The organism is Pseudomonas sp. TH15 (assembly GCF_016651105.1).
Lineage (GTDB): Bacteria > Pseudomonadota > Gammaproteobacteria > Pseudomonadales > Pseudomonadaceae > Aquipseudomonas.
This window is the reverse complement of the sequence record NZ_JAEKEL010000001.1, coordinates 2,519,445-2,531,435: the sequence shown is the minus strand read 5'-3', so window position 1 is coordinate 2,531,435 and position 11,991 is coordinate 2,519,445. Positions and strand designations below refer to the sequence as shown.

At 60.0% G+C, this 11,991-nt stretch carries 10 protein-coding genes; 2 read left to right on the top strand and 8 right to left on the bottom strand.

Features of this window, described 5'->3' with window-relative positions; all coding sequences use genetic code 11:
* Positions 1 to 44: 44 nt before the first annotated feature.
* The 8 genes from JFT87_RS11390 to pcaR form a co-directional block, all read right to left on the bottom strand.
* The gene (locus tag JFT87_RS11390) at positions 45 to 1,349 is read right to left on the bottom strand and encodes an MFS family transporter (RefSeq protein WP_201201321.1); all 1,305 of its coding nucleotides are present in this window, start codon (positions 1,347 to 1,349) and stop codon (positions 45 to 47) included.
* Between the two features lie 131 nt (positions 1,350 to 1,480).
* A complete protein-coding gene (gene pcaG, locus JFT87_RS11385; protein ID WP_201201319.1) occupies positions 1,481 to 2,047 on the bottom strand; it encodes a protocatechuate 3,4-dioxygenase subunit alpha in 567 nt (188 codons plus the stop codon).
* 1 nt (position 2,048) lies between these two features.
* Positions 2,049 to 2,753: a protocatechuate 3,4-dioxygenase subunit beta gene (gene pcaH, locus JFT87_RS11380; protein WP_201201318.1), complete on the bottom strand. Its 705-nt coding sequence runs from the start codon at positions 2,751 to 2,753 to the stop codon at positions 2,049 to 2,051.
* 36 nt (positions 2,754 to 2,789) lie between these two features.
* Positions 2,790 to 3,995, bottom strand: coding sequence for a 3-oxoadipyl-CoA thiolase (pcaF, locus tag JFT87_RS11375; RefSeq protein ID WP_201201317.1), 1,206 nt, complete (start codon positions 3,993 to 3,995; stop codon positions 2,790 to 2,792).
* Entirely contained in the window at positions 3,992 to 4,771 is a 780-nt protein-coding gene (locus JFT87_RS11370) for a CoA-transferase subunit beta (protein ID WP_201201316.1), read from the bottom strand. The genes pcaF and JFT87_RS11370 overlap by 4 nt, the downstream gene beginning before the upstream one ends.
* Positions 4,771 to 5,628 carry a CoA transferase subunit A gene (locus JFT87_RS11365; RefSeq protein ID WP_201201315.1) on the bottom strand — a complete coding sequence of 286 codons (858 nt, stop codon included), beginning with the start codon at positions 5,626 to 5,628 and terminating at the stop codon, positions 4,771 to 4,773. The genes JFT87_RS11370 and JFT87_RS11365 overlap by 1 nt, the downstream gene beginning before the upstream one ends.
* A gap of 274 nt (positions 5,629 to 5,902) precedes the next feature.
* Positions 5,903 to 7,249 carry an MFS transporter gene (locus tag JFT87_RS11360; RefSeq protein WP_201201314.1) on the bottom strand — a complete coding sequence of 449 codons (1,347 nt, stop codon included), beginning with the start codon at positions 7,247 to 7,249 and terminating at the stop codon, positions 5,903 to 5,905.
* Between the two features lie 308 nt (positions 7,250 to 7,557).
* Positions 7,558 to 8,400 carry a pca regulon transcriptional regulator PcaR gene (gene pcaR, locus JFT87_RS11355; protein WP_201201313.1) on the bottom strand — a complete coding sequence of 281 codons (843 nt, stop codon included), beginning with the start codon at positions 8,398 to 8,400 and terminating at the stop codon, positions 7,558 to 7,560.
* A 684-nt stretch (positions 8,401 to 9,084) separates the two neighbouring features.
* On the opposite strand from pcaR, the gene JFT87_RS11350 reads away from it, so the two are divergent.
* Positions 9,085 to 9,285 (top strand): hypothetical protein, encoded by a 201-nt coding sequence (locus JFT87_RS11350; protein WP_007935837.1) that lies wholly within the window; start codon positions 9,085 to 9,087, stop codon positions 9,283 to 9,285.
* A 376-nt stretch (positions 9,286 to 9,661) separates the two neighbouring features.
* Positions 9,662 to 11,137 (top strand): inorganic phosphate transporter, encoded by a 1,476-nt coding sequence (locus tag JFT87_RS11345; RefSeq protein ID WP_201201311.1) that lies wholly within the window; start codon positions 9,662 to 9,664, stop codon positions 11,135 to 11,137.
* Positions 11,138 to 11,991 lie beyond the last annotated feature (854 nt).

Sequence of the window (11,991 nt, the reverse complement as noted above, 5' to 3'; positions counted from 1 at the left end):
AACAGTCCCTGGAAGCGTGGGCCGGCGCGGCCCACGGATGAAGATCAAAGGTCGTGGTGCAAATACTTCGCTTGTTTGGGCAGGCGCAGGCTGAACAGGAACGCCACCGCCATCATCACCGTGACGTACCAGTAGAAGGAGTTTTCCATACCCCCGGCTTTAAGGCTCAAAGCCACGTATTCGGCAGAGCCACCGAAGATCGCATTCGCCACGGCGTACGCCAGGCCGACGCCCAGTGCGCGCACTTCCGGCGGGAACATTTCGGCTTTTACCAGGCCACTGATCGAGGTGTAGAAACTGACAATCGCCAGCGCCACGGTAATCAGCACGAAGGCCAGAAATGGACTGCTGACACTTTTCAGACTCAACAGAATAGGCACGGTGAACAATGTTCCAAGGGCGCCGAACCAGAGCATCGAGTTACGTCGACCGATCTTGTCCGCCAGCATCCCGAACAACGGCTGCATGCACATATAAAGGAAGAGCGCGCCGGTCATGATGTAGCTGGCGGTCTTGGCGTGCATGCCGGCGGTATTCACCAGGTATTTCTGCATGTACGTAGTGAAGGTGTAGAAAATCAGCGAGCCACCGGCGGTGTAGCCGAGCACGGTGATGAACGCAGCCGTGTGGTTGCGGAACAGCGCAAGGATGCTGCCGGCGTCCTTGTTTTCGCGCATTTCCTTGCTGCTGGTTTCCTTGAGCGAACGCCGCAGGAACAGCGAAATCACCGCCGCCACTGCGCCGACCACAAACGGAATCCGCCAGCCGTAGGCACGTAAATCATCTTCAGTGAGGAACTGCTGCAGGATCACCACCAGCAACACCGCCAGCAACTGCCCGCCAATCAGTGTCACGTACTGGAACGAGGCGAAAAAACCGCGCTGGCCCTTGAGCGCAACTTCGCTCATGTAGGTCGCGGTGGTGCCGTACTCGCCACCCACCGACAACCCCTGAAGCAGACGCGCGAACAGCAACATGATCGGCGCCCAGACGCCGATGCTGTTGTAAGTCGGTAGACAAGCGATGAGCAATGAGCCGAAGCACATCATCAGCACCGAAATCATCATCGAATTCTTGCGCCCGTGCTTGTCCGCAACACGGCCAAAAATCCAGCCGCCAATGGGCCGCATCAGGAACCCGGCGGCGAACACGCCAGCGGTGTTAACCAGTTGCACCGTGGGGTTGTCGGACGGAAAAAAGGCAGGCGCGAAATAGATCGCACAAAAGGCATAGACGTAAAAGTCGAACCACTCGACCAGGTTGCCGGACGAGGCGCCGACAATCGCGAAGATCCGCTTATTGCGCTCCTCGCCGGTGTAGTGTTCGGTTGAAGCGGTAGTCGTTGTCATTGTTTTTCTACTCAATGGGGACAGTGAGAGTCTAGACATACTTCGCAACAGTCCTGTTCCACAGATGCTTTGGCAACACATATCCCTGTGGGAGCGAGCAAGCCCGCTCCCACAGGGGTTGCGGTGTTCATTCAATAATCGAAGAACACCGTCTCCTCATCTGTCCCCTGCAAAATCACGTTCCACTGATAAACACCCGATGCATCGGCCTTCGCCAGCAACGTACTGCGACGCTCCGCCGGGACACATTCGAGCAGCGGGTCCGCCACGTTGGCCGGCTCGCCATCAAAGTAGATCCGCGTCAGCAAGTGCTTCACCAACCCACGGGCAAACACCAGCACTACCAGATGCGGTGCCTGGGTCGAACCGTTCAAACCTTCAACCGTCCCAGGCTTGATCGTGGTGAAACGAAAGCGCCCTTCGGCATCCACCGGCACCCGGCCAAAACCTTCGAAGTTCGGGTCCAGGGGTTTGTCCTGCTCGTCTTCGGGGTGGTCATACTTGCCGGCGGCGTTGGCCTGCCAGACTTCCAGCATGGCGTCGTTGACGACATCACCGTTGCCATCCACCACTTGCCCGGTGATCGCCACGCGCTGGCCGAGGGTTTGTTCGACGGTCAGGTCTTCGCGGTTCAGCCAGGTCAGGCCGATGTGGTAATACGGCCCGACGGTGTGGGACGTGGTCGCGTTCAGCGTCATCTTATTTCTCCATCGGCGTGGCTTCGCGGCCGCGCAAGACGATGTCCCAACGGTAACCGAGGGCGTAGGAAGGGATGGTTTTTTCCAGGTCGAAACTGGCGATCAAACGTTCTTTGGCGCGGGTATCCGGCACGCAGTTGTAGATCGGGTCATAGGCCAGCAACGGATCACCCGGGAAATACATCTGAGTCACCAGCCGCGTCAGGATGCTCGGCCCGAACAGTGAGAAATGGATGTGCGCCGGACGCCAGGCGTTATGGTGGTTGCCCCACGGGTAGGCGCCAGGCTTGATGGTCTGGAACTGATACCAGCCATCGGCGTCGGTCACGGTGCGGCCGGTGCCGGTGAAGTTCGGGTCCAGCGGCGCGTCGTGCAGGTCGCGGGCATGGTTGTAGCGGCCGGCGGCGTTGGCCTGCCAGATCTCCACCAGAATCCCCGGCACCGGCAAGCCGTCTTCATCCAGCACGCGGCCGTGGATGATGATGCGCTCGCCCTGTGGTTCGCCCGTGTGCTGTGCAGTCAGGTCATTGTCCTGCGGGTTGATGCGCTCGGCGCCGATGGTCGGGCCGGTAATTTCCGACAGCGAATGGGGCAAAAACACCAACGGCTTCGACGGCGCGCGCCGGTTGGTGGATTGATACGTCGGGTGCAGGTATTCCGGCTGGGTGCCTTCTTGCGGGCGACGGTAACCAGGCTTGTCAGTCATTTCGCTTTCCTCTGTTCTTATAGTCGCGGCGGCGTGTCAGACGCGTTCGATCGCGAGTGCCAGACCTTGGCCGACGCCGACGCACATGGTCGCCAGACCTTTCTTGCCACCGGTCTTTTCCAGGTGATGCAGCGCGGTCAGCACCAAACGTGCACCGCTCATGCCCAACGGATGACCCAAGGCAATGGCGCCGCCATTCGGGTTGACCTGTGCGGCGTCGTCCGCCAGCCCCAGTTCACGCAGCACCGCCAAGCCCTGGCTGGCGAACGCTTCGTTGAGTTCGATCACGTCGAAATCGCTGACGGCCAAGCCGAGGCGCTCAGTGAGTTTTCGCACCGCCGGCACCGGGCCGATGCCCATGACCCGAGGGGCGACACCGGCGCTCGCCATGCCGAGCACTTTGGCGCGGGCCGTCAGGCCGTGTTTCTTCACGGCGTCGGCCGAAGCCAGAATCAACGCCGCCGCGCCGTCGTTCACACCGGAAGCATTGCCAGCAGTGACGGTTTTGTCGGGGCCGTTGACCGGTTTGAGTTTGGCCAGTGTTTCCAGCGTGGTGTCGGCGCGAGGATGCTCATCCTGCGTGACGACCGTTTCACCCTTCTTGTGGGCAATCCGCACTTCAACGATTTCTTCAGCGAAAAATCCTGCAGCTTGCGCGGCGGCTGTCCGTTGCTGACTGCGCAGGGCGAAAGCGTCCTGGTCCTCGCGGGAAATTTCGTAATCGTCGGCCACATTGTCGGCAGTCTGCGGCATCGCATCGACGCCGTACCGGGCTTTCATCAACGGGTTGATGAAACGCCAGCCGATGGTGGTGTCTTCCAGCTTCATGTTGCGCGAAAACGCCGCATCGGCCTTGCCCATCACGAATGGCGCGCGGGACATCGACTCGACGCCGCCGGCAATCGCCAGCTCCATTTCGCCGCTGGCAATCGCGCGGAACGCGGTGCCGATGGCGTCCATACCCGACGCGCAAAGGCGATTGAGCGTAACGCCCGGAATGCTTTCCGGCAGTCCGGCCAGCAGCAGCGCCATGCGCGCCACGTTGCGGTTGTCTTCGCCGGCCTGGTTGGCGCAGCCGAGGAACACCTCGTCCACCGCGTTCCAGTCCACCGACGGGTTGCGCTCCATCAGCGCCTTGATCGGCACGGCGGCCAGATCGTCGGCGCGAACCGCCGACAAGCCACCGCCGAAGCGGCCGATGGGGGTGCGGATCGCATCGCAGATATAAACGTCACGCATCATGCTTCTCCCGGTGCCTGGCCGTGGGCGGCGGCGGTGCGCGCTTCGAGATCGCGCAGCGCGGTCAGCTCGACCTCGGACGGTTCGGCGCTAGTCGCAACGTCATCGGCAAAACGAATCGCCCAACCGGTGGCCGCCGTGACTTGCTCGCGGGTCACGCCCGGATGCAGTGCGGTAACCACGAATTCATGAGTCTCGGCTTCCGGTTCCATGATGCACAGGTCGGTAATGATGCCGACCGGCCCGGCGCCCGGCAGGCCGAGACGCTTGCGCGAATCACCGCCCTCGCCATGGCCGACCGAAGTAATGAAGTCGAGCTTTTCCACAAACGAACGCGACGACTGTTTAAGGATGATCAACACGCTTTTGGCCGAGCCAGCAATCTCCGGCGCACCACCGGCACCCGGCAGGCGGACTTTTGGCGAGAAGTAATCGCCGACCACGGTGGTGTTGATGTTGCCGAAGCGATCGACCTGCGCCGCACCGAGAAACCCGACGTCGATGCGTCCGCCCTGCAACCAATAGCGAAAAATCTCACCGGTCGGTACGACGGTGTCAGCGGTTTCCGCCAGTTCACCGTCACCAATCGACAGCGGCAACACGCTCGGCTTGGCACCAATCGGACCCGATTCGTAGATCAGGACTACATCAGGTGAGGAAGTCAGCCGCGCCAGATTGGCGGCTTTCGACGGCAGGCCGATGCCGACGAAGCACACCGAACCGTTCTTCAAACGGCGGGCGGCGGCGACAGTCATCATTTCATTGGTGGTGTAAGTCATTACTTGGCCTCCGAAGCAGCGGCCAGCTTGGCCTGGAACTCGCTGAAGTCAGCGCAGCCGTGGATGTACTCGTTGATCCACGCGGTGAAGGTGTCGCGGTCCCGGGCAATCGGGTCCCAAGCCTGATAGAAACGATTGTCACGCTCGGTGTAACCGTGGGCGTAGGACGGATGCGCGCCGCCGGGCACATGGCAAACCGCGCTCAAGGCCCAGGTCGGCAGCACACAGGAGTTCATCGGCGCATTGAGGTCGTCGACAATTTCTTCGACGGTGACGATGCAACGCTTGGCCGCCAGCGCCGCTTCTTTCTGCACGCCGAGAATGCCCCACAGCAGCACGTTGCCCTTGCGGTCAGCCTTTTGCGCGTGAATCACGGTGATGTCCGGACGCACCGAAGGCACCGCCGCCAGCACTTCGCCGGTGAACGGGCAGGTAACAGTCTTGATCAGCGGGTTGACCTTTGGCAGGTCAGAACCGGCGTAGGCCCGCAACACCGCGAACGGCAGGCCGGAGGCGCCAGCGACGTAGGCATTGGCCAGGTCGGCGTGGCTGTGTTCTTCGATTTCCAGTGGGTGCGGCCACTGTTTCTCAACGGCGTCACGCAGACGGTGCAGCGAACCCACACCGGGGTTGCCGCCCCAGGAGAAAATCAGTTTGCGAGCACAACCGGCACCGATCAACTGGTCATAGATCAAGTCAGGCGTCATCCGCACCAGGGTCAGATCTTTCTTGCCCTGGCGAATGATTTCATGACCCGCCGCCGTCGGAATCAGGTGAGTGAAGCCTTCGAGCGCGACGGTATCGCCGTCGTTGACGAATTGCTTCACCGCGTCATGCAGCGAAAGGATTTCAGCCATGGGGCAGGCTCCCGTTTTGTTGTGAACCGACAGTGGAAGAAAAAGGCGCGAGGTTCAGCGCCGAAGTCCCTGAAGATTAAGCCCGCTAAAAATGCCAAACAATCCGATAATCGACTGAGTGTTCGTTTATCGAACAGATTGTTGTCTGGCTATCATTCTGTGTTGCCCCAAAAAGATCGCAGCCTTCGGCAGCTCCTACAGTGGAATGTGTACGCCTGTAGGAGCTGCCGAAGGCTGCGATCTTTTCCCACAACACCGCTATCTCAACCTGGAATCAGGTCGCATCCGCATGACTGACCATGCCTTTGATCACTACCGCCGTGGTCGCTAATGCCGCCGGTATCACCAACGCCGTCAGCACCTGCTCGAAGTTCCAGCCCAGGCCCAGCAGGGTCGCGCCCATCCACGCACCGAGGATCGCGCCGAAGCGACCAATCCCGAGCATCCACGACACACCAGTCGCCCGCCCCTGGGTCGGATAAAACCGCGCCGCCAGTGACGGCATCGCCGATTGCGCGCCGTTGACGCACATCCCGGCCACCAGCACCAACGTCGCCAGTAGCGTGATGTGGCCCAGGCTCTGCCCTACCGCGTAGGCAAACACCCCGGCCAACAGGTAGAAAATGCCGATGACCTTGTGCGGATTGAACCGGTCCATCGCCCAACCGACACCGACCGCGCTCAACACCCCGCCGAACTGGAACAACGCGCCAATGAACGCCGCCTGCTCCATGCTCGCGCCGCTGTCACGCATCAGCGTCGGCAGCCAACTGGTCAGCAGGTAAACGATCACCAGACCCATGAAGTAGGTCAGCCACAGCAGCAAGGTGCCGGTGCTGTAGGTACCGGAGAAAATCACCGCAAACACGTTGCGGGCCTTCACGGTTTTCTGTTCCGGCACGCTGAAGCTGGACGCCTGGGCCACCACTGTCGGGTCGATGGGTGCCAGGGTTTTGCGCACTTTGTCGGTGCCACGGTTACGGACCACAAGGTAACGCGCCGATTCCGGCAGCCAGAACAGCAAAACCACCGCGAGGATCAGCGGCAGAATCCCACCGATCAGCAACAGGCTGTGCCAGCCGAACGCCGGGATCAGCTTGGCCGAGATGAACCCGCCGCCAGCCATGCCGAGGTTGAAGCCGCAGAACATGCTGGTCACCAGCAGGGACTTTTTGCGCTCCGGGGTGTATTCCGACAACAGCGTGGTGGCATTCGGCATCCCAGCGCCCAAACCCAGGCCGGTCAGGAAACGCAGCACCAGCAATTGATCAACGTTGCTGCTGTAGGCCGAAGCCAGGCTGAAGATGCCGAACAGAAACACCGCGCCTACCAGTACGACTTTTCGCCCGAAGCGGTCAGCCAACGGGCCGGAACCCAGTGCACCGAAGACCATGCCAATCAGCGCGGCACTCATCACCGGGCCGAGGCTGGCGCGGTCGATGCCCCAGTCCTGGGAAAGGGCCGGCGCGATAAAACCCATGGCAGCGGTGTCGAGGCCATCGAGGAAGACAATCAGGAAACACAGGATCACCACCCGCCACTGGTAGCGCGAAATGGGTTGGGCATTGATGAAGGACTGCACGTCGAGGCAGTTTCCTACAGCAGACTGAGGCTGGTTCATTATTTTTATTCCACGCAAAGAACGCAGTCGAACAGGTACCGGCCAACGGCTGGCGCTGTCAAAAAAAGGAAGGTGTCGGGATCAGGCGACCTGGGTTTGGCAGGAAAACCGGTGGAAGCAGCGACAGTCGGGAAACGTACGCATGGGGGGTGGCCTCTTCTCATTATTATTGGGGTCGTCGTCCGGCGGCTGACCGAGGGTCAACAGCGCCGGATGACGCTGCCGCGACATTAATGATCCGAGGGAAAGAGCGTCAATTCGATAAACGCAACTCTGTGCGTTTATCGAACAGCTTAGGCGAAGACTGCTTATGCAAAAAGTTGTGCGCTGAGGTCGCGGCTGGCACTTAGCAAACCGGGCAAGAAGCGCTGCTCCAGTTCGTTGCGACTGACGCGTCCTGCGTGGGTACTGACGTTTAAAGCCGCCACCACCTGGCCGGAAGCGTCGTAAACCGGAACGGCAATCGAGCGCAGGCCTTGTTCCAGTTCCTGATCAACGATGCACCAGCCTTGCTGTCGCACCTCTTGCAGGCATTCAAGCAAGGCTTCGGGGGTGTGCAGGGTTCGGCTGGTCTTGGCCTGAAAATCCGCATGTTCGAGGTATTCGCCCAGCGTCGTGTCGTCCAGCGCGGCGAGCAGAATCCGGCCCATGGACGTGCAATAGGCCGGCAGACGCCCGCCCACCGACAAGTCCACGGAAATCAGCCGCTGGGTGGTCGCCGAGCGAGCGATGTAAAGAATGTCATCGCCTTCCAGCGTCGCCATGTTGCACGCCTCATGGAGTTGCTCGCTCATGCGGTCCAGGTACGGCTGGGCGGAGACCGCCAGTGGGGTCGAGGACACGTAGGCATGACCCAGGGTCAGGACTTTGGGCAGCAGCGAATAGGTGCGACCGTCGGTGGTGGCGTAGCCGAGTTTGATCAGGGTGTGCAGGCAACGTCGCACGGCGGCGCGGGGGATTTCCGTCCGATGGCTGATCTGGGCGATGGTCAGGTGGCGCTTGCGCTCCTGAAAGGCTTGCACCACCGCCAGGCCACGGGCCAGGGAGGTCATAAAGTCGGGGTCGCCGGTCATGGCCTGGATTCGTTTGGCCGGCGAGGCGACGATCGGCGGCGCCACTGAAGCGAAGGAGTTGCGCAGTTGATCGTTCATATCAGGTCCTTTTCCTACACGGATCAGTGGCTATTACAAGCGGCTCCTGGCCAGTACACAAGTCGCCGGCGACAAGATTGGGCGATTATCGAACCATCGACCGATAATCGCAATCGACGGCCGCCACCACCAGGCCCCTCAGTTTCCTATTCAGTAATGCTGTGAAATAAGGTTACTGTTGAGTGATCGCCGACTTAAGGGGCAATGTATGAGACCGAACTTGTCCGAGTTGTTGGCGCCAGAAACAGGTCGCTGAAAGTGGCAATGCGGAACTCTAATGCCCCTTAAAAGTTACGAGTAAAAAAAACATCACACACCAGGAACCACTTTTAACTCTCAAGAGATAGTGTTCTTCGAATCGACCGCTATAATGCACATCAGTGGCCCGCCGGTTTCTTACTTGCCGATTGTGCCACCCGGAGCGCGATGTCCCATCGCCGCCGCCCGCAGCAAGCACCTGACGCTTATGTGATAGACACCGCCAACGCGCTCGCTGAAACAGGATACTGAAGCTACGTCAGCTGTTTTCTCTGGTGCCGTGGCCGCCTGCAATATGGAACTGTTGATCACTCTGTCGTTAAAAAGCCGATGCCCTTTCAGGCATTGTCCTTTCAACGAACGTGGTCAGTAAATTCGATGCAGCGCGTTTCACCAGAATTTATCTCAACTCAATCAGGTAGCACTGTGACGAAAGACGAACTGCGCGCGGAACTTGAGCGCCAGGAACAACGTTACAAGGAAGTTTACGGCGGGGAAGTCACCACCTACGCCGCCCAGCCCGAACCGGAACGCAAGCCCTGGCGTAAACGCGCCACCGTTCAAGATCAGGCTTTCACCCAAGAACTACAGAAGATGGAAAAGGAACTCAAAGCCGAAGAGCCTTGACCGCTCCGGCTTGAATCCTTCAAGGGTCTGCGTCTGCTCCCGCTAAAAGCGCGGTGTATCGACCATGCCTTTCGCGCCCGCTACAAGCGGGCGGCGGCCACCTCACCCACCGGATGAGGCAAATGGCGCATGTCCGACCCTCTTCTCAGATATTTCATACAAGCGGTTTAGCCTCTCGCGCCCTCGAGAGAAACCCTTGTGGCTGCTAGCTTTTCAAAGAAAATCAAAGAGTTGCAAACCCCAGTAAAAAGCTGGGGCTTTGGGCTTCGCTACAAACTAATTCGTTGAAGAATGTTACCGACGAGCAGCTAGTGCATCGATTTCCAGTCTTTTCTGGCATAATCGCGCCCCCTTACGACCGGGTCAGAAAACCTTCATGATCGATTTATTCAGCGGACTAGATGCTTGGGTGCTTGTGAGCCTCTTGCTCGCCCTGGCCTTTGTCCTCGCCTTCGAGTTCATCAACGGCTTTCATGACACTGCCAACGCGGTGGCCACTGTTATCTACACCAAAGCCATGCCGCCTCATCTGGCGGTGTTCTTTTCCGGTGTGTTCAACTTTCTCGGCGTGCTGCTGGGCGGTGTGGGCGTGGCGTATGCCATCGTTCACTTGCTGCCGGTAGAGCTGCTGATCAATGTGAACACCGGACACGGACTGGCCATGGTGTTCTCGTTGCTTGCCGCCGCCATCACCTGGAACCTGGGCACCTGGTACTTCGGTATCCCTGCCTCCAGCTCCCACACCCTGATCGGTTCGATCCTCGGTGTCGGCCTGGCCAACGCGTTGATCAACGACATTCCGTTGGCCGATGGCGTGAACTGGCAGAAGGCGATCGATATCGGCGCGTCCCTGGTGTTCTCGCCAATAGCCGGCTTCATCGTTGCCGCGCTGGTGTTGATCGGCCTTAAATGGTGGCGCCCGCTGTCGAAGATGCACAAGACGCCGGACCAGCGTCGCAAGCTCGACGACAAGAAGCACCCACCGTTCTGGAACCGTCTGGTACTGGTGATCTCGGCCATGGCCGTGAGCTTCGTGCACGGTTCCAACGATGGCCAGAAAGGTATCGGCCTGATCATGCTGGTGTTGATCGGTATCGTGCCGGCGCAGTTCGTACTCGACCTGAGCAGCACCACTTACCAGATCGAACGTACCCGCGATGCGACCCTGCACTTGAGCCAGTTCTACAAGCGCAATGCCGACACCCTGGGTGAATTCCTGGCGCTGGGCAAAAGCGTGGAAGGCGACTTGCCGGAGAAATTCCGTTGCAACCCGCAACAGACCGAACCGACCATCAGCGCCCTGCTCGACACCCTCAAGGGTGTAGCCGACTACCATTCGCTGCCGTCGGAAAGCCGCATCGAAGTGCGTCGCTACCTGCTCTGCCTGGATGACACAGCACGCAAAGTCGCCAAGCTCCCAGGCCTGCAAGCCCGTGAAAAGGCTGACCTGGACAAACTGCGCAAAGACCTGACCACCACCACTGAGTACGCCCCGTTCTGGGTGATTCTGGCGGTTGCCCTGGCCCTGGGCCTGGGCACCATGGTTGGCTGGAAACGCGTGGTACTGACCATCGGCGAGAAGATCGGCAAGCAAGGCATGACCTACGCACAAGGCATGTCGGCACAAATCACCACCGCCGGCATGATCGGCCTGGCCAACATCTTCAGCCTGCCGGTGTCCACCACCCACGTCCTGTCCTCGGGCGTGGCCGGCACCATGATCGCCAACAAAAGCGGCCTGCAAGGTGGCACCGTCAAAACCATCCTGCTGGCCTGGATCCTGACCCTGCCAGCCACTGTAGCCCTGTCGGCCGGCCTGTTCTGGCTGGCGTCGAAGGCGCTGGGTAGCTGATACATCGCTGCAACGAAAAAGGCGCGTTCCGTGAGGTTCGCGCCTTTTTTGCTTTTTGGAGGTTTGGTTGGGGGGCATATCCGTTGCTGCGGGTGTTGCCGCTGGCGGTTTCGCCCTTACGGCGAGGCACTTTTTTCAAACGCCAAAAAAGTACCCAAAAAGGCTCGCCCCGGCGTCCGGCCCCTCGCCTAGGCTCGGCGTGCCTTCGTTCCGGTATTCATCTGGGGGCATCGCCTACGGTCGGCTTCGCTTCGACCTCCTCTCGATGTGTGCAGCTTCGCCGCACGGCGCTACGCGCCCACCCCCAGATGAACACCTCCACTCAGCCTCCCGAAGGGGCTGAAGATCAAGAGCCCCTCACCCTAGCCCTCTCCCGGAGGGAGAGGGGACTGACCGAGGTGTTTGGGGGAGCTACGCCGACGTGAAATACCGCGTCGAACTCAGACTTGAAAAGCACACAAATCGGCCCCCTCTCCCTCGGGAGAGGGCTGGGCGGGCGGCGTTCCGATGAGGGGCGAATCCACCACAAAACCAAAGCCGACCCTCTCGCTCTTCACCACTCATTAGGCCGAGCGTTAGCTCGCCTGCTCTTGATCTTGCTCTACCCGCCCCTTCGGGAGGCTGAGTGGAGGTGTTCATCTGGGGGGTGGGCGCGTAGCGCCGTGCGGCGAAGCCGCACACATCGAGAGGAGGTCGAAGCGAAGCAGACCGTAGGCGATGCCCCCAGATGAATACCGGAACGAAGGCACGCCGAGCCTAAGCGAGGGGCCGGACGCCGGGGCGAGCCTTTTTGGGTACTTTTTTGGCGTTTGAAAAAAGTGCCTCGCCGTAAGGGCGAAACCCTAAGCAGCCGT